At 66.4% G+C, this 22177-nt stretch carries 20 protein-coding genes and 1 pseudogene; 9 read left to right on the top strand and 12 right to left on the bottom strand.

Features of this window, described 5'->3' with window-relative positions:
* Positions 1 to 193: 193 nt before the first annotated feature.
* Complete coding sequence (trxA, locus tag BGI51_RS08835; RefSeq protein ID WP_017639417.1) at positions 194 to 520, bottom strand: thioredoxin TrxA; 327 nt, start codon at positions 518 to 520, stop codon at positions 194 to 196.
* Between the two features lie 227 nt (positions 521 to 747).
* Entirely contained in the window at positions 748 to 1443 is a 696-nt protein-coding gene (locus tag BGI51_RS08830) for a FadR/GntR family transcriptional regulator (RefSeq protein ID WP_187980903.1), read from the bottom strand.
* Between the two features lie 267 nt (positions 1444 to 1710).
* On the opposite strand from BGI51_RS08830, the gene BGI51_RS08825 reads away from it, so the two are divergent.
* The 5 genes from BGI51_RS08825 (at position 1711) to ppx (ending at position 6149) form a co-directional block, all read left to right on the top strand.
* Positions 1711 to 2493 (top strand): transporter substrate-binding domain-containing protein, encoded by a 783-nt coding sequence (locus BGI51_RS08825; RefSeq protein ID WP_187980902.1) that lies wholly within the window; start codon positions 1711 to 1713, stop codon positions 2491 to 2493.
* Positions 2494 to 2506: 13 nt separating this feature from the next.
* Entirely contained in the window at positions 2507 to 3172 is a 666-nt protein-coding gene (locus tag BGI51_RS08820) for an amino acid ABC transporter permease (protein ID WP_133860466.1), read from the top strand.
* Positions 3169 to 3819 carry an amino acid ABC transporter permease gene (locus BGI51_RS08815; protein WP_178083884.1) on the top strand — a complete coding sequence of 217 codons (651 nt, stop codon included), beginning with the start codon at positions 3169 to 3171 and terminating at the stop codon, positions 3817 to 3819. The genes BGI51_RS08820 and BGI51_RS08815 overlap by 4 nt, the downstream gene beginning before the upstream one ends.
* Positions 3806 to 4537 (top strand): amino acid ABC transporter ATP-binding protein, encoded by a 732-nt coding sequence (locus BGI51_RS08810; protein ID WP_187980901.1) that lies wholly within the window; start codon positions 3806 to 3808, stop codon positions 4535 to 4537. The genes BGI51_RS08815 and BGI51_RS08810 overlap by 14 nt, the downstream gene beginning before the upstream one ends.
* A 112-nt stretch (positions 4538 to 4649) precedes the next feature.
* A complete protein-coding gene (gene ppx / locus BGI51_RS08805) occupies positions 4650 to 6149 on the top strand; it encodes an exopolyphosphatase (protein ID WP_133860463.1) in 1500 nt (499 codons plus the stop codon).
* A 993-nt stretch (positions 6150 to 7142) separates the two neighbouring features.
* Here the strand turns inward: ppx and ppk1 are convergent.
* Both ppk1 and hemB read right to left on the bottom strand, forming a co-directional pair.
* Entirely contained in the window at positions 7143 to 9371 is a 2229-nt protein-coding gene (gene ppk1, locus BGI51_RS08800; protein ID WP_187980900.1) for a polyphosphate kinase 1, read from the bottom strand.
* Positions 9372 to 9380: 9 nt separating this feature from the next.
* The gene (gene hemB / locus BGI51_RS08795) at positions 9381 to 10403 is read right to left on the bottom strand and encodes a porphobilinogen synthase (protein WP_158889772.1); all 1023 of its coding nucleotides are present in this window, start codon (positions 10401 to 10403) and stop codon (positions 9381 to 9383) included.
* Between the two features lie 263 nt (positions 10404 to 10666).
* Here hemB and BGI51_RS08790 point away from each other — a divergent pair, with 263 nt between their 5' ends.
* Both BGI51_RS08790 and BGI51_RS08785 read left to right on the top strand, forming a co-directional pair.
* On the top strand, positions 10667 to 11221 hold the full coding sequence (locus BGI51_RS08790) for a DedA family protein (protein ID WP_133860460.1): 555 nt from the start codon (positions 10667 to 10669) through the stop codon (positions 11219 to 11221).
* 117 nt (positions 11222 to 11338) lie between these two features.
* Positions 11339 to 13459 (top strand): putative bifunctional diguanylate cyclase/phosphodiesterase, encoded by a 2121-nt coding sequence (locus BGI51_RS08785; RefSeq protein WP_187980899.1) that lies wholly within the window; start codon positions 11339 to 11341, stop codon positions 13457 to 13459.
* 14 nt (positions 13460 to 13473) lie between these two features.
* Here the strand turns inward: BGI51_RS08785 and BGI51_RS08780 are convergent, their stop codons facing one another.
* A complete protein-coding gene (locus BGI51_RS08780) occupies positions 13474 to 13935 on the bottom strand; it encodes a YaiI/YqxD family protein (RefSeq protein ID WP_158889768.1) in 462 nt (153 codons plus the stop codon).
* 101 nt (positions 13936 to 14036) lie between these two features.
* Here BGI51_RS08780 and BGI51_RS08775 point away from each other — a divergent pair, with 101 nt between their 5' ends.
* Positions 14037 to 14801 (top strand): SDR family NAD(P)-dependent oxidoreductase, encoded by a 765-nt coding sequence (locus BGI51_RS08775; RefSeq protein ID WP_187980898.1) that lies wholly within the window; start codon positions 14037 to 14039, stop codon positions 14799 to 14801.
* A gap of 9 nt (positions 14802 to 14810) precedes the next feature.
* Here BGI51_RS08775 and rhtB read toward each other — a convergent pair whose 3' ends face one another.
* The 3 genes and pseudogenes from rhtB to BGI51_RS08760 form a co-directional block, all read right to left on the bottom strand.
* Positions 14811 to 15446, bottom strand: a complete 636-nt coding sequence (gene rhtB / locus BGI51_RS08770; RefSeq protein ID WP_184289770.1) for a homoserine/homoserine lactone efflux protein — start codon at positions 15444 to 15446, stop codon at positions 14811 to 14813.
* Between the two features lie 4 nt (positions 15447 to 15450).
* Positions 15451 to 16029: a mechanosensitive ion channel family protein gene (locus BGI51_RS08765; RefSeq protein WP_133860455.1), complete on the bottom strand. Its 579-nt coding sequence runs from the start codon at positions 16027 to 16029 to the stop codon at positions 15451 to 15453.
* Positions 16029 to 17935 (bottom strand): annotated as a pseudogene (locus BGI51_RS08760) (ATP-binding cassette domain-containing protein). The gene BGI51_RS08765 and the pseudogene BGI51_RS08760 overlap by 1 nt, the downstream one beginning before the upstream one ends.
* Positions 17936 to 17982: 47 nt before the next feature.
* On the opposite strand from BGI51_RS08760, the gene BGI51_RS08755 reads away from it, so the two are divergent.
* Complete coding sequence (locus BGI51_RS08755; protein WP_187980897.1) at positions 17983 to 18447, top strand: TIGR02444 family protein; 465 nt, start codon at positions 17983 to 17985, stop codon at positions 18445 to 18447.
* Here the strand turns inward: BGI51_RS08755 and rsd are convergent.
* The 4 genes from rsd to BGI51_RS08735 all read right to left on the bottom strand — a co-directional run bounded on the left by rsd (position 18444) and on the right by BGI51_RS08735 (position 22167).
* The gene (rsd, locus tag BGI51_RS08750) at positions 18444 to 18920 is read right to left on the bottom strand and encodes a sigma D regulator (protein ID WP_133860452.1); all 477 of its coding nucleotides are present in this window, start codon (positions 18918 to 18920) and stop codon (positions 18444 to 18446) included. The two genes, BGI51_RS08755 and rsd, sit on opposite strands and share 4 nt — an antisense overlap.
* 301 nt (positions 18921 to 19221) lie before the next feature.
* Positions 19222 to 19707, bottom strand: a complete 486-nt coding sequence (locus BGI51_RS08745) for a disulfide bond formation protein B (protein ID WP_133860451.1) — start codon at positions 19705 to 19707, stop codon at positions 19222 to 19224.
* An 88-nt stretch (positions 19708 to 19795) separates the two neighbouring features.
* Positions 19796 to 21004 (bottom strand): heme biosynthesis HemY N-terminal domain-containing protein, encoded by a 1209-nt coding sequence (locus BGI51_RS08740; RefSeq protein ID WP_187980896.1) that lies wholly within the window; start codon positions 21002 to 21004, stop codon positions 19796 to 19798.
* Positions 21001 to 22167: a uroporphyrinogen-III C-methyltransferase gene (locus tag BGI51_RS08735; protein ID WP_252977247.1), complete on the bottom strand. Its 1167-nt coding sequence runs from the start codon at positions 22165 to 22167 to the stop codon at positions 21001 to 21003. Before BGI51_RS08735 ends, BGI51_RS08740 begins: the two co-directional genes overlap by 4 nt.
* Between the last annotated feature and the right edge of the window lie 10 nt (positions 22168 to 22177).

Below are 22177 nucleotides of genomic sequence, written 5' to 3'. Positions count from 1 at the left end.
GGATTCGAGCTGAGCGGCCGGATGCGAGATTAGCTTCGCGGGATGCGTTCTGAAGAGGAGAACTGACGGCTACAGCAGATGAGAAGACGGCCCGCTGATGGGGTCGTGGCTGGAATCTAGCACCTGCATGGGTACTCGTCCAGCCGTCCGGGCATAAAAAAGCCCCGCATGGCGGGGCTTTCGACTGGCTGCCTCAGACGTTGGCGTCGAGGAAGGCGGCCAGTTGCGACTTGGACAGGGCGCCGACCTTGGTGGCCTCGACCGCGCCGTTCTTGAACAGCATCAGGGTCGGGATGCCGCGCACGCCGTACTTCGGCGGGGTGTCCTGGTTTTCATCGATGTTCAGTTTGCAGACCTTGAGCTTGCCCTGGTAGTCCTTGGCGATCTCGTCCAGAACCGGCGCAATCATCTTGCACGGACCGCACCATTCGGCCCAGTAGTCGACCAGCACGGGGCTGTCGGACTTCAGCACGTCCTGCTCGAAGCTGGCGTCGCTGACGTTGGTGATGTATTCGCTCATTGACTCTCTCCGAATTCGGGTACGACTTGAAGTATGGCCATGATAGCCCTGCCGCCGTCACTTCGAAAGCATTCGAACATTGATGGTGGCTATGACCGGCATTGATGGCAGAGGTGGTTCACGATCCGGCAAACGGGCGACAAGGCCTGAGAAAGCGGAGTTGAGCTGCATTTCCGACGCCTTTGCAACCCTGGTCGATCACCGTTCCACCGATCGTGGCTCGCTGTTTAGACAGCAGGAACCGTGAAGGGGGTTCCACTGCGCAGGGCCGCATTGCGGATATGTTCGCGCATGGCCTTTTGCGCCGCCGCGGGCGAGCGGCGGCTCAGGGCCCTGAGGATGCGCCGGTGTTCCTGCCAGGTTTCCAGGGCCCGCTCGGGGCGCACGAAGGGCAGCTTCTGGCTCTCGTGGAAGCGTTCGGGGCTGCTGGTGATCACCGCCAGCATGGCCGGGTTGTCCGCGGCCAGCAGCAGTTGGCGATGGAAGTCGAAGTCCAGCACGGCCGCCTCTTCCAGCTCGTTGGCCCGCAGCGCCCGGTGCAGGGCGGCCAGATTGACCTCCAGGCGATCCAGGTCGGCGGGCCCCAGGGTGACGGCGGCCAGCCCGGCGGCGAAGCCTTCCAGGGCGAATCTCAGCTGGAAGACATGGGCGGCCGTCACCTCGTCGGCGAAGGGCCAGTGTCCGTCCACCGTACCCGTCGCCGCCTGCACATAGACGCCGCGCCCGGGCTGGACGCTGACCAGGCCCAGGGCGCTCAGGGTGGACAGCGCCTCGCGCAGGGAGGCGCGACTCACCCCCAGCCGCTCGGCCAGCTCCCGCTGCGCGGGCAGGGCCGCGCCGGGGGCATAGCCTTCGGTCTCGATCAGTCGGCGAATGGCGTCGACGGCATATTGGGGTACGGCGCGGGTGGCAGCGAGGGGCATGGCGTGGTCAGGCCAGTCAGTCCGGAAGCTTGCCTTTTATGCCCAATTTCCAGGGACTTCAAGTGCGGCCCCAAGGCGGAGCACGCCGCTATAACCGCGCACCAAAGCGGCTCACGGCAAGCGCCAGCGCAGGCGGCTGTGGTGAGCAACTGTTCAGACCAGTAAGACCAATCCTCAAGCCTGACGGCCCTTGCGCCCCCCTGGCAGGCGGCTGGCACATGAAATGCACTGGGCAGAGCCATCCCAACCTGCTTCCGGAGTCTCGTCATGCTCAAGCGCTGGACCGCCCTCTCCCTGCTCGCCCTGGGCCTGACCGCCCTGCACACCTCCGCCCAGGCCGACCAACTGGCCGATATCCAGCAGCGCGGCGTGCTCAAGGTCGCCGTGCCACAGGACTTCCCGCCCTTCGGTTCAGTCGGACCCGATCTCAAACCGCGCGGCCTGGATATCGACACCGCGCAACTGATGGCGGACAAGCTGAACGTGAAGCTGGAAGTCACCCCGGTCAACAGCACCAACCGCATTCCCTTCCTGACCACCGGCAAGGTCGACCTGGTCATCTCCAGCCTGGGCAAGAATCCCGACCGGGAAAAGGTCATCGACTTCAGCAAGCCCTATGCGCCCTTCTATCTCGGCGTCTTCGGTCCCAAGGATGCCGCCATCAGCACACCCGAGCAGCTGGCCGGCAAGGTGATCTCGGTTACCCGCGGCTCCATTGAAGACCTGGCGCTCACCGATGTGGCGCCGAAGGACAGCGTGATCAAGCGCTTCGAGGACAACAATTCCACCATCGCCGCCTACCTGGCCGGGCAGTCCGAGCTGATCGCCAGCGGCAGCGTGGTGATGAAGGTGATCGGCGCGCGCAACCCGGCCAAGGAACCGGTGCTCAAGGTCAAGCTCAAGGACTCGCCGGTGTACGTGGGCATCAACAAGAACGAGCCGGCGCTCAAGGACAAGGTCGATGCCATTATCGATGCGGCCCGCGCCGACGGCACCCTGAGCAAGAACTCCGAAAAATGGCTGGGCGATCCCCTGCCGGCCGCTCTCTGAGGATCGACGCGCCATGGCGTATCAGTTCGACTTCCAGCCCGTGCTCGCGCAGAGCGACCTGCTGCTCAAGGGAGCGCTCTACACCCTTGAGCTGACGGTGATCGGTGGCTTCTTCGGCATCCTCATCGGCATCGTCGGCGCCACCTGCCGCGCCTGGCGCCTGAAACCCTTCGCCCAGGCCTTCGGGGTCTACGTCGAGCTGATCCGCAATACGCCCTTCCTGATCCAGCTGTTCTTCATCTTCTTCGGCCTGCCCTCCATCGGGGTGCGGATCGAAGCCGGCCAGGCGGCGGTGCTGGCCATGGTCATCAACCTCGGCGCCTATTCCACCGAGATCATCCGCGCCGGCATCCAGGCGATACCGCGGGGCCAGCTGGAAGCGGCGGCGGCCCTGGCCATGACCCGCTTCGAAACCCTGCGCTACGTGATCCTGCGTCCGGCCCTGGCCAAGGTCTGGCCGGCGCTGTCGAGCCAGCTGGTGATCGTGATGCTGGGCTCGGCGGTGTGCTCGCAGATTTCCACCGAGGAGCTGACCTTTGCCGCCAACTTCATCCAGTCGCGCAACTTCCGCGCCTTCGAAACCTATCTGCTGACCACCCTCATCTATCTGCTCATGGCCATTGGCGTGCGTCAGGCGCTGCACTGGCTGGGCGTCTTCTTCATCGTCAGGAGGCGTTGATGGACTTCACTCTCGCCGACATCCTGCGCAGCCTGGCCAGCGGCCTCGGCCTGACCCTGGTGCTGTCGCTGGCGGCCTTCCTCTTCGGCGGCCTGGCCAGCGCACTGGTCCTGCTGGCGCGCAACTCGACGCTCCGGCCGCTACGCCTGCTGGCGCGCGGCTACATCGAGCTGTTCCAGGGCACCCCGCTGCTGATGCAACTGTTCCTGACCTTCTTCGGCCTGTCGCTGCTGGGTCTGGAAGTCCCCGCCTGGCTGGCCGCCGGCCTGGCCCTGACCCTGTTCACCAGCGCCTATCTCGCCGAGATCTGGCGGGGCTGCGTCGAAGCCATTCCCCACGGTCAGTGGGAAGCCTCGGAAAGCCTGGCGATGAGCCGCTTCGAGCAGTTGCGCCACGTGATCCTGCCGCAGGCCCTGCGCATCGCCGTGGCGCCCACCGTGGGCTTCTCGGTGCAGGTGGTCAAGGGTACCGCGGTGACCTCCATCATCGGCTTCACCGAGCTGACCAAGATCGGCGGCATGCTCGCCAATGCCACCTTCCAGCCCTTCACCGTCTACGGCCTCGCGGCCCTGGGCTATTTCATCCTCTGTTATCCGCTGTCGCTGGCCGCACGCTGGCTGGAAAGGAGACTGCATGCCGCTGCTTAGAGTGACCGCCCTGCACAAACACTATGGCAACCACCATGTGCTCAAGGGCATCGACCTGACCGTCGAGGAAGGCCAGGTAGTGGCCATCATCGGCAAGAGCGGTTCGGGCAAGAGCACCCTGCTGCGCACCCTGAACGGCCTGGAATCCATCAACGACGGCGTCATCGAGGTGGACGGCGAATACCTGGACGCCGCCCGGGTCAATCTCCGCTCGCTGCGGCAGAAGGTCGGCATGGTCTTCCAGCAGTTCAACCTCTTTCCGCACCTGACCGTGGGCGAGAACGTGATGCTGGCGCCCCAGGTGGTCAGGAAGACCAGCAAGGACGAGGCCCGCGCCCTGGCGCGGCAGATGCTCGACCGGGTCGGCCTGGCGGAGAAATTCGACAGCTATCCGGACCGCCTCTCCGGCGGTCAGCAGCAGCGGGTAGCCATCGCCCGCGCCCTGGCCATGTCGCCCAAGGTGCTGCTCTGTGACGAAATCACCTCGGCGCTGGATCCGGAACTGGTCAACGAGGTGCTGGCGGTGGTCAAGCAGCTGGCCCGCGAGGGCATGACGCTGATCATGGTCACCCACGAGATGAGATTCGCCCGCGAGGTCGGCGACAAGCTGGTGTTCATGCACCAGGGCAAGGTCCACGAAAGCGGTCCTCCCCAGGAGCTGTTCGCCCACCCGCAGACACCGGAACTGGCCCAGTTCATCGGCCAGGTGGCTTCCTGAGGCGGAAAAACCCTATTTTTTCTGCCACTTTGCGCAACCGTAACCGCTGTGCGCTTGAAGCCGTCACCGGCTAGCTGGCACGATGGCGCGGTTTATCGCCGAGAGCCTCCAGATGCAGCCTTCGCCAGCCGAACCCCACGAACTGATCGCCGCCATCGACCTGGGCTCGAACAGCTTTCACATCGTCCGGGCGCGCCATTCCCACGGGGAGATCCGCATCCTTGAGCGACTGGGCGAAAAGATCCAGCTGGCCGCCGGCCTGGACGAGTCGCGTCTGCTCAGCGAAGAGGCCATCCAGCGCGGCCTGGACTGCCTGCGCCGCTTCGCCCAGCTGATCGCCGGCATGCCGCGCGGCGCCGTGCGGGTGGTGGGCACCAACGCCCTGCGCGAAGCGCGCAACCGCGGCGAATTCATCCAGCGCGCCGAAGCCGTGCTCGGCCATGCGGTCGAGGTTATCTCCGGTCGCGAAGAGGCCCGCCTCATCTATCTGGGCGTGTCCCACTCCATGCCCGATGTGCCCGGACGCCGCCTGGTGACCGACATCGGCGGGGGCAGCACCGAATTCATCATCGGCCAGCGCTTCGAGACCCTGCAGCGCGAGAGCCTGCAGATGGGTTGCGTCAGCTTCACCAAGAGATTCTTCGCCGACGGCAAGATCACCGCCGCCCAGTACGCGCGCGCCTACACCGCTGCCCGCCTGGAACTGATGAACATCGACCAGGGCCTGCGCGAGATGGGCTGGCACCAGGCCCTGGGCGCTTCCGGCACCATCCGCGCGGTGGCCCTGGCGATCCAGGCCGCCGGCCGCGGCAATGGCGAGATCACCCCGGATGGCATCGAGTGGCTCAAGCGCAAGCTGCTCAAGCAGGGCGACATCAACCTGCTCAACATCGATGGCGTGAAGCCGGATCGACGCGCCATCCTGCCGGGCGGCCTGGCCATCCTCGAAGCTCTGTTCAAGGCCCTGGAGCTGCAGGAGATGCACCTCTCCGAAGGCGCCCTGCGCGAAGGCGTGCTCTACGACATGATCGGCCGGCACAGCCACGAGGACGTCCGCGAGCGTACCCTCAACGCCCTGGCCGAGCGCTACCACGTCGATCAGCGCCATGCCGAACGGGTGGAAAAGCGCGCCCTGAAGTCCCTGGCACAGGTCGCCGAGGCCTGGGCCCTGACCGACGAGAATCATGCCGAACTGCTGCGCTGGGCGGCGCGCCTGCACGGCGTCGGCCTGGACATCGCCCACTACCAGTACCACAAGCATGGCGCCTACCTGATCGAGCACTCGGACCTGCCCGGTTTCTCCCGCCGCGACCAGCAGGCCCTGGCGCTGCTGGTACGCGGCCATCGCCGCAACATTCCCTTGGAGCGCCTGCAGGAGCTGGGCGCGGAAGGCGAGCCGCTGCTGCGCCTGACGCTGCTGCTGCGCTATGCCATCCTCTTCCACCACATCCGCCACAAGAGCATTCCGGATGTCCAGCTCAGCGCCGGCGAGCGCAGTCTGGACGTGCAATTCCCCGATGGCTGGCTGGCGGAGAACCCCCTGACCCAGGCCGACTTCGAGCAGGAGGCGCAGTGGCTGGAGCGGGTGGGATACAGGTTGAGCGTGCGCTGATTTTTCGTAGGTTGGGCTGAGCGGGAGCGAAGCCCAGCGCTTTAGGCTATTGGTGCCCTAGCCGGTTACCAAGTCTTGCTGGCACTTCTTGTTTCGCTCTCCCGAGCGAGTCACTTTTGCCAGTCGCGGCTGCGCGCCCCGGACTACGCGCCCCGGACTACGCGCCCCGGACAAAAGTAACCAAAACCGCTTGCCCCGGACATCCGGCCCTCCGCTGCGCTGCGGGTGACTCGCGTTGCTCGCCCTTTGGGCCAGCCTGCGGCTGTTACTCCGCTATGCTACGTTTCGCTCACGCCAGCGTCGTTCCGGGGTCGGCCTGCACGGGCCGTCCATGGCCCGTTAGGCCTCTCGCCGCATCCATGCGGCTCGACCCGCTCCACGACACTGGTGTTCGCCCTCCTGAACGGGGCGATTCGCTAGCCTGAAAGTGTCGGTTGAATAGCCACAAGAACCCGTAACCCGTAGCCCGTAGCCCGTAGCCCGTAGCCCGTAGCCCGTAGCCCGTAGCGTGGACAACGGCGAAGCCTTGTCCACAGGTATCTGCGTCACACGCCAGTGGAAAACGCTAGGCGGTTTTCCACGCTACACCTGTGAACACCCAAGCCTCAGGCTTGTGCTCCGTCCCCGTCAGTGAGGCCGAGTTCCGGTGTCGTGGCGGGGGTTGCGAGGCAGTACGCCGAGCAAGGCGCGAGGGACAGGAAGCCCCTTCGTGCCGTGCCCCTGCCACGGCGCCGGGACGAGAGTATCCGGAGCGTAGCGGAGGGCCGAAACGTTGGGGTGCGCTTTCTTTTGCTTACTTTTCTTTGCGCAAACAAAGAAAAGTGAGTCGCCCGGGTGGGCGAAACAAGAGGTACCGGCAAAGCGCGATAAGTAGCTAAGGCACCGTAATACTCAAGGCGCAGAATTAAGCGCCCCTCAACGTTGGGCTTCGCTCCCGCTCAACCCAACCTACGAAACCGACCAGGGCCCACGTCGGCATGGGCCCGGACTGTCTCAGCGGGTATTCACCACCGGGCTGGCCAACCGCTCCAGCAGCGTCGCCTGCACACTGCGGGCATTCTGGTTGCCGGTCGGCGATTGCCGCACGTAGCTGCCGTCTTCCTGCAGCACCCAGGCCTGGGTGTTGTCGGTGAGGTAGCCTTCCAGCTCCTTCTTGACCCGGGTGATGAGTTTCTTGCCTTCCACCGGGAAGCAGGTCTCGACGCGCATGTCGAGGTTGCGCTCCATCCAGTCGGCGCTGGAGAGATAGAGCTTCTCGTCGCCACCGTTGAGGAAGTAGTAGATGCGGCTGTGCTCCAGGAAGCGGCCGATGATGGAGCGCACCTGGATGTTGTGGGACACGCCCGGGACACCGGGGCGCAGGCAGCACATGCCGCGCACCACCAGGTCGATCTTCACCCCGGCCTGGCTGGCCTTGTAGAGGGCGCGGATGACCTTGGCATCGGTGAGACCGTTGACCTTGGCCATGATCTGCGCCGGCCGTCCCTCGCTGGCCGCCAACGCTTCGCGGTTGATCATCTCCAGCAGGTTCTTTTTCAGGGTAAAAGGCGCGTGCAACAGCTTCTTCATGCGCAGGGTCTTGCCCATGCCGATCAGCTGGTTGAACAGCTTGTGCACGTCCTCGGTGAGGGCCACATCGGCGGTCAGCAGGCTGTAGTCGGTGTACAGCTTGGCGTTGCCGGCGTGGTAGTTGCCGGTGCCCAGGTGGGCATAGCGGCGCAGCTCGCCGTTCTCGCGGCGCAGGATCAGCATCATCTTGGCGTGGGTCTTAAAGCCCACCACGCCATAGATGACCACGGCGCCGGCCTGCTGCAGGCGGCTGGCCAGCTGCAGGTTGGACTCTTCGTCGAAGCGCGCGCGCAATTCGATGACCGCGGTCACCTCCTTGCCACTGCGTGCCGCGTCCACCAGGGCGTCGACGATCTCGGAGTTGGCGCCGCTGCGGTAGAGCGTCTGCTTGATCGCCAGGACGTTGGGGTCCTTGGCGGCCTGACGCATCAGGTCGATCACCGGGGTGAAGGACTCGAAGGGGTGCAGCAGCAGCACATCGAGCTTGCCCAGCACGTTGAAGAGGTTGTCCTTCTTCTGCAGCAGCTTGGGAATGGTCGGCGTGAAGGGAGCGCTCTGCAATTCCGGATGGCTGTCCAGCCCGGTGATGGAGAACAACCGGGTCAGGTTGACCGGGCCGTTGACCTTGTACAGCTCGCTCTCGCCCAGATTGAACTGCTTGAGCAGGTAGTCGGTGAGGTGTTTCGGGCAGATGTCCACCACCTCGACCCGCACCGCATCGCCGTAGCGACGGGAGAACAGCTCGCCGCGCAGGGCACGCGCCAGGTCTTCGACATCCTCGGTGTCCACCGAGAGATCGGCGTTGCGGGTCAGGCGGAACTGGAAGCAGCCCTTGACCTTCATGCCGGGGAAGAGATCGTCGGCGTGGGCGTGGATCATCGAGGACAGGAAGACGTAGTTGTCTCCGGGGCCCGCGACTTCCTCCGGCACCCGGATGATCCGCGGCAGCAGGCGTGGCGCCGGGATGATGGCCAGACCCGAGTCGCGACCAAAGGCGTCCATGCCCTCCAGCTCGACGATGAAGTTGAGGCTCTTGTTCACCAGCAGCGGGAAGGGATGGGTCGGGTCCAGGCCGATGGGGGTGATGATGGGCGCGATCTCGTCGCGGAAGAACTTGCGCACCCAGGCCTTGATCTTGACGTCCCAGTAACGACGGCGGATGAAGCGAATCCGCTGCTCGGCGAGGGCCGGCAAGAGGACATCGTTGAGGATGGCGTACTGCCGGTCCACCTGGCCGTGGACGATGTCGCTGATGCGCGCCAGCGCCTGGTGCGGCAGCAGGCCATCGGCCCCGGCCTGCTCGCGGGCGAAGGCGATCTGCTTCTTCAAGCCCGCCACGCGGATCTCGAAGAATTCGTCCAGGTTGCTGGAAAAGATCAGCAGGAACTTGAGGCGCTCGAGTAGCGGATAGGATTCGTCGAGAGCCTGCTCCAGCACGCGGATGTTGAACTGCAGCTGCGACAGCTCGCGATGGATATAGAGGCTGCTGTCGTCCACGTTGGCCGCCGGCACGCTGGGCGCGGCAGGCACCTCGAGCACGGGCGCGGACGGCTGCGACTCGACGTCTGTCGCGATCGCCTCCTCCGGCGTCTCCAGAGACTCGGCAGTGACGGGCTGTTGCAGATCGGTTTCGACGAAACCCTGGCTACTCATTGAAGCTCCTTAGGAACGCGAAGGCCCCTGGCGAAGTTGTTGGGCGGCGCGTTTGGCGAAATAGGTGAGGATGCCGTTGGCCCCGGCCCGCTTGAAGGCCAGGAGCGATTCGAGGATCACGGCGTCGGACAGCCAGCCGTTCTGGATCGCGGCCATGTGCATGGCGTACTCGCCGCTCACCTGGTACACGAAGGTCGGCACGCGGAATTCCTCGCGGACCCGGCGGACGATGTCCAGGTAGGGCATGCCCGGCTTGACCATCACCGAGTCGGCGCCTTCGGCCAGGTCGCCGGCGATCTCGTGCAGGGCCTCGTCGCTGTTGCCCGGATCCATCTGGTAGGTGGCCTTGTTGCCCTTGCCCAGATTGGCGGCCGAGCCGACGGCGTCGCGGAACGGCCCATAGTAGGCGCTGGCGTACTTGGCCGAGTAGGCCATGATCTGCACGTTGTGATAGCCGGCGTCTTCCAGGGCGGCGCGGATGGCGCCGATGCGACCGTCCATCATGTCCGAGGGCGCGATCACCTGGGCCCCGGCGGCGGCATGGGACAGCGCCTGCTTGACCAGCACCTCGACCGAGATGTCGTTGAGCACGTAGCCGCGCTCGTCGAGGATGCCGTCCTGGCCGTGGGTGGTGAAGGGATCCAGGGCCACGTCGGTGATCACCCCCAGTTCCGGGAAATGCTCGCGCAGGGCACGGGTGGCGCGCTGGGCGATACCGTCGGGGTTGTAGGCCTCGGCGCCGTCCAGCGACTTGCGCTCGGTGGGCGTGACCGGGAACAGCGCGACCGCGGGAATCCCCAGCGCCACCAGTTCGGCGGCCTCTTCCAGCAGCAGGTCGATGGACAGCCGCTCCACGCCGGGCATCGAGGGAATGGCCTCGCGACGGCCTTCGCCATCGAGCACGAAGACCGGCAGGATCAGGTCATCCACCGTCAGCACATGCTCGCGCATCAGGCGACGGGAAAACTCGTCGCGGCGCTGACGGCGCATGCGAGTGGCAGGGTAGCTACGGTTGATGGGGGTAAAACTCACGATCGACTCCCAGACCCGGATCACGGGTCAGTGTGATGGGTTATAGGCCACAATCATGACCGATTGGTAACAGCAGATGACAATATGGAGTGCCTATAGGTGCTATCCAAGGCAGACGCCGGCTGGACCCGGCGTGACACAGGGTCGCAGCGAAATCCCTGCCTGACCGCCTGGCACCCGGCGGACGGAAGTCCGTCACACTTTCTTTCCAGACGCCAACCGGGGTAGGCTGCGCCATCTTTATTCACCTCGTGTAGCGCCGAATGCTCCAACAATTCCTCCACGATTTCGGCTATTTCGCCCTTTTTCTCGGCACCTTTTTCGAGGGCGAAACCATTCTGGTACTGGCCGGTTTCCTGGCCTTCCGCGACTACATGAACATCCAGACCGTCATCCTGGTCGCCTTCTGCGGCAGCTATGCCGGCGATCAGCTCTGGTACTTCCTCGGCCGGCGCCATGGGCGCAAGCTGCTGGCGCGCAAACCCAAGTGGGAAGCCGCCGGCGAAAAGGCGCTGGCGCACATCCGGCGCCATCCGGATCTCTGGGTGCTGAGCTTTCGCTTCGTCTACGGCCTGCGCACGGTGATGCCGGTGGCGATCGGCCTGTCTGGCTATCCGCCGGCGCGCTACCTGATCCTCAACGGCATCGGCGCCATCGTCTGGGCCACGGTGCTGGGTTATGCCGCCTTTCACTTCGGCGCCGTCCTCGAAGGAGTGCTGGGCAATCTCAAGCGGTATGAACTGATGGTGCTGGGCGGCCTGGTGGTGATCGGCCTGCTGCTCTGGCTGTGGCGCCGCAGCCGCACGCCCAAGGCCTGACGGCAGGCAGCCCCCTAACCGGTACGTCCATCGAACGAATTAAAGGCCCGGCTACCGCTGCCGATGCCCTGAGCATCAACCTCTCCCGAAACCTCGTGTGCACGCTGGCGATAGAGCATGCTGAACTTCTCCACCCTGCTGCCTCCCGGCCATCAGATCCTGGCTGCCAACGAGTACGAAAGCCTGCTCGTGGTCCTGGCGTACCTGATCGCCAGCGCCGCCGGCTACACCGCCCTGGCCATGGCCGACTGGGTGACCAACAGTCGCTCCCGCCGCAGCAGCGAGCTGGCCAAGCTGATCGGCGCCGTCGCCCTGGGCGGGGGCATCTGGTCGATGCACTTCCTGGCCATGCTGTCGTTCAAGATCGGCATCCATGTGCACTATGCGCCCCTACAGACCCTGGCCTCGCTGCTGATCGCCGTCGCCGTGTCCTACACGGTCATGCACCTGATCGGGCGCGAGTCCCTGACCGCACCGCAGTACCTGCTCGCGGCCCTGGCCGCCGGCCTGGGCATCGCGACCATGCACTACACCGGCATGCTGGCCATGCAGTCGGTCGCCATACAGCTCTATGATCCGCTGCTGGTGATGGTCTCGGTGGTGGTCGCCAGCCTGGCCTCCCTGGGCGCCCTGCTGCTGGCCTTCCGCCTGCGCGGCAGGACCGGCCTCAGGACCCTCTGGCTGCGCCTGCTGGGGAGCCTGGTCCTGGGTTTCGCCATCGTCTCCATGCACTTTACCGGCATGGCCGCCCTCACCCTCGCCGTGCCCATCGGCTTCGAACCCGACGGCCTGGCGGAAGTGAATCAGCACCTGGAGCTGGGCATGGGCATCGCCCTCGGCACCCTGTTCATCATCATGGTCGGCCTGCTCGCCGCCTGGGCCGGCGAACGCTTCAATGCCCAGCGCCTGCGGCTGGAGCGGGTCTCGACCACCCTCGATCAGATCACCCTGCACGATCCCCTCACCCACCTGCTCAACGGCGGCAGTTTCATCCAGACCGTCGACCGCGCCATCGGCCAGGCACGCACCGGAGAGCAGTTCGCCCTGCTGATGCTGGATATCGATCACTTCAAACGCATCAACGACAGCCTCGGCCACGCCCTCGGCGATGAATTGCTGATCCAGATGGCGCAGCGGATCCGTGCGGTGCTCGACAACGACCTGCCGCTGGCCCGCTATGCCGGCGACGAATTCAGCCTGCTGCTGCCGCTCGGCCAGCGCGGCGACAGCCAGCCCCTGGCCATGCGCCTGCTGGAGCAGTTGCGCCCGCCCTTCGAACTGGCCGGGCAGCGCATCGCCATGACCTTCAGCCTGGGTATCGCCCACTATCCCCAGGACGGCGCCAACGCCGGCCAGTTGCTGCGCAGTGCGGGCCTTGCGGTTGGCCACTGCAAGCGCAGCGGACGCAATCGCAGCCAGAGATTCACCACCGACCTCCAACGCGATGCCGACGACCTGCTCAGCCTGGAGATGGACCTGCGCCATGCGCTGGCCCAGGGTGGCCTGCATGTGGCCTATCAGCCCATCGTCGATCCGGACGGTGCTGCGGTGGCCCTGGAAGCGCTGGTGCGCTGGCAGCATCCGGTCCTGGGCCCACTGAGCCCCGAACGCTTCGTGCGCGTCGCCGAGGAAACCGGACTGATCGCCGACCTGGATGGCTGGGTCATGCGCCAGGCCTGCGCCGATCTCGCCCAGCTGCACCGTGAGGGTCATGCGGAGCTGCGCGTTTCGGTGAATTGCTCGGCACTGAATCTGAGCGATCGCCTGCTGCCCCAAGCCATCGCCCGGGCCTTGCAGGCCGAGGACCTGCCGGCGTCGGCGCTGATCCTCGAGGTGACCGAGAACGCCCTGATGCACAGTCTCAACGTGGCCGTCGAGGTACTCGGCGAGATCCGTACCCTGGGCGTGCGGGTGTCCATCGACGACTTCGGCAGCGGCTATTCATCGCTGGCCTATCTGAGCCGGCTGCCGGTGGATTCGCTCAAGGTCGATCGCGCCTTCGTCCGCACCATTCCCAAGCAGAGCAACGACATGGCCATCGCCGCGGCGATCATCGCCATGGCGCACAAGCTGGGCCTCAACGTGGTCGCCGAAGGGGTGGAAACCAACGAGCAACGCCAGTTCCTGCAGGCCAACGGCTGCAACTTCATGCAGGGCTATCTGTTCGGCCGGCCCATGCCGTTGCCGCAACTGCGCACCTGGCTGCAGCAACCCGCCCTCGCGGCCGTCCCGGCCTAGGCGAGGCTCCGTGCCTAGCCAGCAGCGCTGCGCTGGAGGCGAGTGAGCAGCCGATCCAGGGCATTGGCGAAGGCCTGGCGATCACGTTCGCCGTAGCCGGCCTGGCCGCCGCCCATCTGGCCCTGGTCGCGTAGATCAGTCATCAGATTGCGCATGGCCAGGCGCTGGCCCATGTTGCGCTCGTCGAATTCCTGACCACGCGGATCGAGGGCGACCACGCCCTTCTTCACCAGCCGGTCGGCCAGGGGAATGTCGCTGCAGATCACCAGGTCACCGGGCTGCGCCTGCTCGACCAGATGGTCGTCGGCGGCGTCGGGGCCACTGGGCACCACCACCAGGCGCACACAAGCGAAGGGCGGCTTGATCTGTGGCTGGCCAGCCACCAGCACCACCTCCAGCTTGCGCTTGAGGGCGAATTTGCAGACCAGCTCCTTGGCGGCGCGCGGACAGGCATCGGCATCGATCCACAGGATCACGGGGGATTTCTCCGGCAAAAGCCCAGGATACCGCGCCGCGGCGGCGCACCCCAGCGTGGCGGCGCGGTCCGACAGGGATAGCGATCTGACTGGAGTCTCCCATGACCTTCTGGCAACGCCTGGAGCAGCCCGCCCAGGTCCTGGTGTATGGCGCCACCGGCGGCCTCGGTCTGGCCCTGTGCGACCAGTTGCTGGCCCGCGACGACGTCGCGCGGGTCTGGGCCTGCGCCCGTCAGGCCGAGGGGCATGCCGGTCTGGCCGCGCTGGAGCGGCGCCATGGCCCGCGGCTGCGCCGCCTCGATGTCGATCCGCTGGCCGAGCCCGAGCTGGCGGCCCGCCTGGCTGACGAGACGCCCCGCCTGGACCTGCTGCTGTGCGCCTCGGGTCTGTTGCAGGGCACACGGGCGCGCGCCGAAAAGAGTCTGGCGCAGGTGGACCAGGCCGGACTGCTGGAAAGCTATCTGGCCAATGCCGTGCTGCCGCTGCTGCTGATCCGCCAGCTGACGCCGCTGCTCAAGGGCCAGCACCCCTGTCAGATCGCCGCGCTCTCGGCGCGGGTCGGCTCCATCGGCGACAACCAGCTGGGCGGCTGGTATGGCTACCGGATGGCCAAGGCCGCACTCAACCAGGGCCTGCGCTGCGCCAGCATCGAACTTGCCCGGCTCAATCCGCAGAGCTGCGTGCTGGCCCTGCACCCTGGCACCACCGACACAGCGCTGTCCCGGCCCTTCCAGGCCCGGGTACCGGCCGACAAGCTGTTCACCCCAGCCTATGCGGCAGCACGGCTGCTGGAGGTGCTGGCCGCACGAACGCCGGCCGAGACCGGCAGCTTCTGGGACTGGCAGGGCCAGTCGGTGGTCTGGTAGCGCCCGGCTTCAGACCGCGGCGCGGCGCACCGTGGACAGCAACGCCGCCGCGGCGAGGAACAGGCTGGCGAATACCCGGTTGGTGATGCGCTGCTGTCTTGGCGTGCGCAGCAGGGTCAGCACCCGCGCGGCCAGACCGGTGTAGCCGGCCATCACGATCAGGTCGACGGTGACCATGGTCACCCCGATGAGCAGATACTGCGCAGCCAGGGGCGCGTGGGGATCGACGAATTGCGGCAACACCGCGAGCAGGAAGATCAGTGCCTTGGGATTGCTCACGTTGACCAGGAAGCCGCGCATGACCAGGGCGCCGATTCGCGGCGGCAGACGTTCGCCGACCAGCTGCTCACCCAGGTCCAGCGGCGCGGCGCGCCATTGGCGGATGGCCAGGTAGGCGAGATAGGCCACGCCGAACCACTTGATCAGGGTAAAGGCCAGCTGCGAGGTCGCCAGCAAGGCGCCGACGCCCACGGCGACCACGGCGATCTGCAGCGCCAGGCCCAGCTGCAGGCCCAGCGCCGTCCAGTAGCCACGCCGGAAACCGTGGTTGACGCCTGCGCTCATGGAGGCAACGGCGCCCGCCCCCGGCGAGAGGCTGATCATCCAGCAGGCAATGAAGAAACCGGTCCAGACCTGCAGACTCATGAATTCACCTGTCGAGATGGAAATCGAAGGAGCCATCGGCATCGCGCCAGCGGCGGACCGACTTCTGGAAGAACTGGGTATTGGGGATCTGCACCAGGGTGGCTTCCTGGTTGTCGTCCAGTTCCTGCAGGGTCACGAAGAGCATGTTGATGGCCACCACCCGACCCTTGATGCCCGGCTTGTCCGACGCGTCCAGCACCTCGATGCGATCGCCCAGGCGAAAGGGGCCGACGGTAAAGATCAGTACCGCGCAGAACAGGTTGGAGAGCACGCTCCAGATGGCGAAGAAGGCCACCGCGGCCACCGCGACGAAACCGGAAATGGCCGTCCAGAGCACCGCTGCGGAGACGCCGAAGCGCTCCAGCGCCATCAGGATGGCACTGCCCATGATCAGCCAGCGCAGGACGCCGCGCAGCCCGAGGACGATCTGCGGCGGCAGCGGATAGCGTTCGCCCAGGCCGGTGACGGCGCGGGCCACGATGCGCTGCAGCACGTAGCCGAGCAGCAGCACCAGGGCCACCTGACCGGCCACCAGCAGGTAGTCGCCCCAACCCGGCAGCCAGGTGTACAGCCACTGCGTCATCAGGCCCCCTCGAGTTCGGCTTGCAGACCTTCCAGCCGCTCCAGGGCCTCCAGCCACTGCTCTTCCAGCTCGGCTTCGCGGGTCTTGGCCGTGGCCTGGTCGGCCAGCGCCTGGCGCAGCTCCTCCTTGCGGGAAGCGCCGTAGAGTCCACTGTCACCCAGGCGGGCTTCCAGGGTGGCGAGCTTTTCCTGCAGCTTGCCCAGCTCGACTTCCAGCTTGTCGGCGGCCTTTTTCAGCGGTGCCAGCTGCTGGCGCAGGGCGGCAGCGGCCTGGCGCTGGGCCTTACGATCGGTCTTGTCGACCGCCGCGTCGCCGTCCGACACGGGCTCCTGCCGGGCGCGGAAATCCACCAGCCAGCGACTGTAGTCGTCCAGGTCGCCGTCGAAGGCCTGCACCTTGCCATCGGCCACCAGCAGGAATTCGTCGGTGGTGCTCTTGAGCAGATGGCGATCGTGGGAGACCACCAGCACCGCCCCGGCGAACTCCTGCAGCGCCAGGGTCAGCGCCAGGCGCATGTCCAGGTCCAGGTGGTTGGTGGGTTCGTCCAGCAGCAGCAGGTTGGGCTTCTGCCAGGCGATCAGCGCCAGGGCCAGCCGGGCCTTCTCGCCACCGGAGAAATTCAGCACCACCTCGTCGCAGCGCGGACCGCGGAAGTCGAAGCCGCCGAGGAAGTCACGCAGACCCTGCTCGCGCTCGCCGGGGGCGATGCGCTGCAGGTGCAGCAGCGGACTGGCCTTGGCGTCCAGGGAATCGAGCTGGTGCTGGGCGAAGTAGCCGATGGCCAGGTTCTCGCCGCGCTGCAGGCGGCCGCCAAGGGGTTCCAGCTCGGCGGCCAGGGTCTTGATCAGGGTCGACTTGCCGGCGCCGTTGGGGCCGAGCAGACCGATGCGCGCACCCGGCGTCAGCTGCAGCTTGACCGGGTGCAGGACGGTGGTCTCGCCATAGCCGAGCCGGCCTTCGGCGAGATCGAGCAGCGGGCTGGACAGCTTGTCCGCCTCGCGGAAGACGAATTCGAAGGGCGAGTCGACATGGGCCGGCGCCAGCTCTTCCAGGCGTTCCAGGGCCTTGATCCGGCTCTGTGCCTGGCGCGCCTTGGTGGCCTGGGCCTTGAAGCGGGCGATGTACTTCTCCATGTGGGCGCGCTGGGCCTGCTGCTTGTCATAGGCCTGCTGCTGCTGCGCCAGGCGTTCGGCGCGGGTGCGCTCGAAGCTGGAATAGCCGCCGCGATAGAGCACCAGCTTCTGCTGGTCCAGGTGCACCACGTGATCGACCACGGCATCAAGGAAGTCGCGGTCGTGGGAGATCAGGATCAGGGTGCCGGGATAGCCCTTGAGCCAGTCTTCCAGCCAGAGGATGGCGTCCAGATCCAGGTGGTTGGTAGGTTCGTCGAGCAGCAGCAGGTCCGAAGGGCACATCAGCGCCTGGGCCAGGTTCAGGCGCATCCGCCAGCCACCGGAGAAATCGCCGACCTGGCGTTCCATCTGCGCGGCGGTGAAGCCCAGACCGGCCAGCAGCTTGCGCGCCCGGGCATCGGCGGTATAGCCGTCGGCGGCCTCGAAGTCGGCGTGCAGCCGACCCAGGGCGTTACCGTCCTGGGCCGCTTCGGCGGCTGCCAGTTCGCGCTGGATGCGGCGCAAGTCGATGTCGCCATCCAGCACATAGTCCACCGCCAGCCGCTCCAGGGTGTCCACCTCCTGGCGCATGTGGGCGATGCGCCAGGCCGCCGGGATGTGGCAGTCGCCGGCGTCGGCACCGAGCTGGCCGCGCAGCAGGGCGAAAAGACTGGATTTGCCGGCACCATTGGCACCGATAAGACCGGCTTTCTGGCCGGGATGCAGGGTCAGCTCAGCGCTTTCGAGCAGACGCTGGGGCCACGCTGTAGAGTAAGGTTCTGTAGTCGGATCATGGCGGCGGAGTGTAGCAGCTCCACCACCCACGAACGGGGAGGCGGACATGCAAGAGGACCTGTGGGAATTCGCGTTGGCAGTATACGCCCGGCCCGGCGTGGAAGGCGCCTGTTTGCGTCTGCAGGAGGCTGGCGCCGATGTCTGCCTGGTGCTGACGGCGCTCTGGCTGGATCGGCGCGCCTGCGCCCGCGACAGTGACGGCCTGACGCGGCTGCAGCGCGCCTCGCAGCACTGGCAGGACACGGTGGTGCGTCCACTGCGCCAGCTACGGCAGGCCTGGAAGGCCGCGTCCGGCGCGGACGAAAGCCTGGCGGCACTGCGCGAGCAGCTCAAGGGACTGGAATTGGCGGCGGAACGTGAACAGCTCGCTCGCCTGGCCCACGTGGCCGCGCACTGGCCATGTCGCGCTGCTCAGGACTCGGAGACCTGGCTGCATGCGCTGGCGCCGCGCGAGGCAGCCGCCGCGGACCTCGACCTGCTGGCCGAGGCGGCGCGGATGATCCGCGTCTAGACCGAAGCCAGACGCGGCTGCTGGTGCGAGGTGTGCAGCACCTCGATGAGGCAGTCTTCCAGCTCGAAGCGCTCGCGCAGGGTTTCGCCCAGCAGCTTGAGTTCGATGGTCAGCAGACCCGGGTCCCGGTAGGCCCCGCGCTCGAATCTGTCGTTGAAGTTCAGGGCGGCGTCGGTCAGCGCCTGCAGGCGCGGATAGACGCTGTCGGCGAACTCGATGGCGCGCTCGTCCTGGAATTCGCGGGCTTCGGCCACCAGTTGCTCGTAGATCTCGAAATGCGCGGTGGACATGTAGTCGACCAGCATGTCGCAGAGTCGCTCCAGTTCACCGACCTCGCGCACCGGACCCAGCAGGGGCTCCATGTCCAGGGTTTCGTAGGCGGTCACCAGCTCGCGGCGGGCAATCAGCCAGCGGTCGATCAGCTGGTGGACCCCACCCCAGCGTTCCTGGGCATTGCGGCAGGTTTCTAGCATGACGGCAGCTCTCTATACGGGCGAGACGGTCCGGGCGCAGGCGCCCGGGGGTTATCAGGAACTATACCGACATCGTCTCGCCAGGCGAGTGCCGTTGCTCGGAGAAAGGCCAAAGTGGCGTTTCAGAAGTTAACCACACAGTTTTGGCGGCGCTTCTTGTCCGCAGCGGCGGACCGTCTTGGACGTCGTTGCCCCTCCCGCCACAGCCCTGCCATGACTCGTCCGGCACCCGGCCCACTCGGGGCGCCGAACCGAACGAAACTCACTCGCCCATTCTTGCGCGAACGTCAGAAACACCACACTAGCGACGGCGAAAGACCTTGACCAGGCTCAGGGCCATGAGCAGCACGAAGGCCAGCAGGCTCCATTCCGGGATGCTCAGACCAAACAGCGTCCAGTTGACCTCGGCGCAGTCGGCGGTGCCGTGCAGGACCAGGCGGATGATCTCCTGGAAGGGCAGCGCCTGCATCATGTAGTCCAGGCTCGGCAGACAGGCTGCCAGCTCCTCCGCCGGGACCGTCTGCAGATAGACCTGGCGGCCGGCGGTGGCGGCACCGGCCGCGGCCAGCAGCAGCAGGACCACGCCATAGATGCGCCGCCCACGCTTGCCCGGTGCCTGGATGCCGGCGATCAGCGCCACCACCCCGACCAGGATGAAGAAGATCCGTTGCATGACGCACAGCGGGCACGGTTCGAGGCCGACCACGTGTTCGAGATAGAGACCGACGCCCATGAGCACCGCGCAGGTGGCGGCCATGAACAGGAAGATGAAGCGGGGACTAGTCACGGACGCGCCGTCTCCAACAGGGAATTGGGACGTTACGGTAGTGAAAGCCCGGGCACCTTTCAAGGACCCGGGCAGACGAGGCGTGCCGTCAGACCCTGGGCGTCGGCAGCGAAGGGGCGTCGGACTCGCGCCATTGGCTCTGCAGGAGCTGCTGGCTGCGGTTCACATCGCCCAGCTGGATGGCCACCCGGGCCAGTTCACCGGCGGTGACCGCGGACGGCCGCTGCGCCAGGCTGCGCTCCAGATATTCGCGCGCCTTGCCCCACAGCTGGTTGTTCATGCACAGCCGGCCCAGGGCCAGCAGCAGCACCGCGTCCTGGGGTCGATCCTTGAGCCAGCCCTCGGCATGGTGCAGCGGGCGACTGGCGTCGCGCGGACGCAGCTGGCCATAGAGCTCCACCAGGCGCTCGTCCCACTGGCGATTGAGAGTAATGTGCAGCACCTCCTCGGCCAGATCGTCGCGGCCGATGGCGCGCAGCTGACGGGCATAGGCCAGTACCACCGCGGCATCGCCCTTGAGCGCCGTGGGCACCTGTTGCCACTGGGCATCCACCGCCGATTCCGCGCCCTGGGCGGGAACCTCGTCGAGGGTGGCGATCCAGACCTTGCGTTCCAGGTCATCCTGCTCCTGGGGCCGCAGCACCTGCTGCTTGCGCAGTTGCGGCAGCAGGGCGATCAGCGCCGGCCAGTCGCGCAGGGTCACCTGCAGGCGCTGCAGCTGCAGCAGCACCTCGCCATTCTTCGGATACTTGGCCTGCAACGGCGCCAGGCTGTCGCGGGCTTCCAGGTATTGGCCCCGGTCGATCTGCAGTCGCGCCTGTTGCAGGCCGATGGCCAGTTCGGCCTGGGGCTCGCGCTCGCGGGCCTGGCGCAGCAGGCGATCCCGTTCTTCCAGGTCACCCAGCTCGTTGGCGGCGCGGGCAGCACCCAGCAGCACGAACAGCGGCTGGTCGGCGTGCTCGGCGGCGCCTTTCAGATGCTTGAGGGCACCGCTCCAGTTGCCTTCGGCCAGTTCCAGCTGCCCCTTGTGGCGAGCCTGCTCCAGGCGGCGCTGGCGATTGTGCCGCGACCAGGGATTGAGCACCTTGCCGGTCAGACCCAGGGCGCCCAGCACCAGCTTGAGGATGTAGAGCGCCAGCCAGGCGGCCACCAGCATGGCCAGGAAGGCCCAGAGACTCGATTCGTAGCGGAAGTTGCTGTAGGACAGCAGGACGTAGCCCGGCTCCTTGGCCAGCACCACGGCGACGCCCAGGCCGACAAGCAGGGCGAACAGGAACAGCAGGTACAGGCGCTTCATGGGCGATTCTCCTGAGCCGCGCCGGCGGCGGCATTGTTCGGCTGGATTTGCTGACGCTGAGCGATGTAGGCCTGCAGCGCGGTCAGGGCCGGGGTCAGGTCAGGCGCTTCGAAGGTGACCGGACGCTCGGCCAGCTCCTGCAGACGCAGCTTGACCGCACGGCTGTCGGGATTCTGGTTGTTGAAGTGCGCGGCGAGGACGTCTTCGGCCTGCTCGATGGAGAGCCGATAGACCTCCTGATTGCCGTTGAGCACGGCCCACTGCGCCTGCTCCAGCGCCAGGCTCATGGCCAGGCGCACCTGGGCGAGGGACTCCTCGGCCAGCAGCGGACGGATCGGCTGATCGGCGGAAAAGTCGATGCGGAAGTAGCTGGAGATGCGCTGGCGGAAATCCTGCCACCATTGCTGCAACGCATTGCTCGGCGGGACCGCGGCCTTTTCCACGCCGGGCTGGTCGGCCACCGTGGTGGAGAAGCGTGGCGGCAGGGGCTCCAGGCTCTGCACCTGGTTACGCAGCGAGGCCAGCTGGACGAACTGCCCGGTACGATCCAGATCGGGCAACTGGCGCAGGGTCTGCTGGGCATTGGCCACCTGCTGACGCGCGTTGAAGGCGGCCGGATCGTTTTGCGCCTTGAGGATGTCATCGACGCCCTGCAGCAGATTCTGGGCACTGGGCACATCCTGTAGCGCGGTCATGCGCAGAGTGGCCATGCGCAGCAGGTGCTCGGCTTCGGTCAGGCGCCAGGCCTGGCGACTCTGGCCGACCACCTCCTTGAACTGCTCGGCGAGGTGCTGCTGGTCACCCTGCAGCTCGGCCAGCTGACGGCGGCGCTCTTCCAGCTCATTGGCCGAGGGCAGGCGGCCCAGATCGGCACTCAACGCCTGGTTGCGGTTTTCCAGCTGGCGCAGCTGGCTGCGCAGATCCTCGGCCTGGGCGGCCTGGCTCTGCTCGGCCTGACGCACCTGCTGCAGTTGCCAGACGCTCCAGCCGCCGACGCCCAGGCCACCGGCGGCTACCAGCAGGGCCAGCAGCGCCAGGCCGGACGTCTTGCCCGAGCCCTTGCGACGCACGCCTGCCGGTGGCGGTGATGGCGGCGGCGAGGCAGGGGTCACGACTGGATCGGGGGAGACGTCTTCGGCGCGGGGGGCTTGAGTTTCGCTCACGGGAATTCCT

It is taken from the genome of Pseudomonas oryzihabitans (assembly GCF_014522265.1).
GTDB lineage: Bacteria > Pseudomonadota > Gammaproteobacteria > Pseudomonadales > Pseudomonadaceae > Chryseomonas > Chryseomonas aestiva.
The sequence above is the reverse complement of the archived record's forward strand: the minus strand, read 5'-3'. Positions and strand labels throughout refer to the sequence as shown.

What these genes read in the sequence shown, in the direction of transcription:
- BGI51_RS08765 (WP_133860455.1), bottom strand. Translation starts at nt 16,029, where the DNA reads ATGACGCAGTGGCTGTACACCTGGCTGCCGGGTTGGGGCGACTACCTG.
- BGI51_RS08830 (WP_187980903.1), bottom strand. Translation starts at nt 1,443, where the DNA reads ATGCCCCTCGCTGCCACCCGCGCCGTACCCCAATATGCCGTCGACGCC.
- rsd (WP_133860452.1), bottom strand. Translation starts at nt 18,920, where the DNA reads ATGCTAGAAACCTGCCGCAATGCCCAGGAACGCTGGGGTGGGGTCCAC.
- BGI51_RS08810 (WP_187980901.1), top strand. Translation starts at nt 3,806, where the DNA reads ATGCCGCTGCTTAGAGTGACCGCCCTGCACAAACACTATGGCAACCAC.
- BGI51_RS08740 (WP_187980896.1), bottom strand. Translation starts at nt 21,004, where the DNA reads ATGAAGCGCCTGTACCTGCTGTTCCTGTTCGCCCTGCTTGTCGGCCTG.
- BGI51_RS08775 (WP_187980898.1), top strand. Translation starts at nt 14,037, where the DNA reads ATGACCTTCTGGCAACGCCTGGAGCAGCCCGCCCAGGTCCTGGTGTAT.
- BGI51_RS08785 (WP_187980899.1), top strand. Translation starts at nt 11,339, where the DNA reads ATGCTGAACTTCTCCACCCTGCTGCCTCCCGGCCATCAGATCCTGGCT.
- BGI51_RS08820 (WP_133860466.1), top strand. Translation starts at nt 2,507, where the DNA reads ATGGCGTATCAGTTCGACTTCCAGCCCGTGCTCGCGCAGAGCGACCTG.
- BGI51_RS08790 (WP_133860460.1), top strand. Translation starts at nt 10,667, where the DNA reads ATGCTCCAACAATTCCTCCACGATTTCGGCTATTTCGCCCTTTTTCTC.
- rhtB (WP_184289770.1), bottom strand. Translation starts at nt 15,446, where the DNA reads ATGAGTCTGCAGGTCTGGACCGGTTTCTTCATTGCCTGCTGGATGATC.
- trxA (WP_017639417.1), bottom strand. Translation starts at nt 520, where the DNA reads ATGAGCGAATACATCACCAACGTCAGCGACGCCAGCTTCGAGCAGGAC.
- BGI51_RS08755 (WP_187980897.1), top strand. Translation starts at nt 17,983, where the DNA reads ATGCAAGAGGACCTGTGGGAATTCGCGTTGGCAGTATACGCCCGGCCC.
- ppk1 (WP_187980900.1), bottom strand. Translation starts at nt 9,371, where the DNA reads ATGAGTAGCCAGGGTTTCGTCGAAACCGATCTGCAACAGCCCGTCACT.
- ppx (WP_133860463.1), top strand. Translation starts at nt 4,650, where the DNA reads ATGCAGCCTTCGCCAGCCGAACCCCACGAACTGATCGCCGCCATCGAC.
- BGI51_RS08825 (WP_187980902.1), top strand. Translation starts at nt 1,711, where the DNA reads ATGCTCAAGCGCTGGACCGCCCTCTCCCTGCTCGCCCTGGGCCTGACC.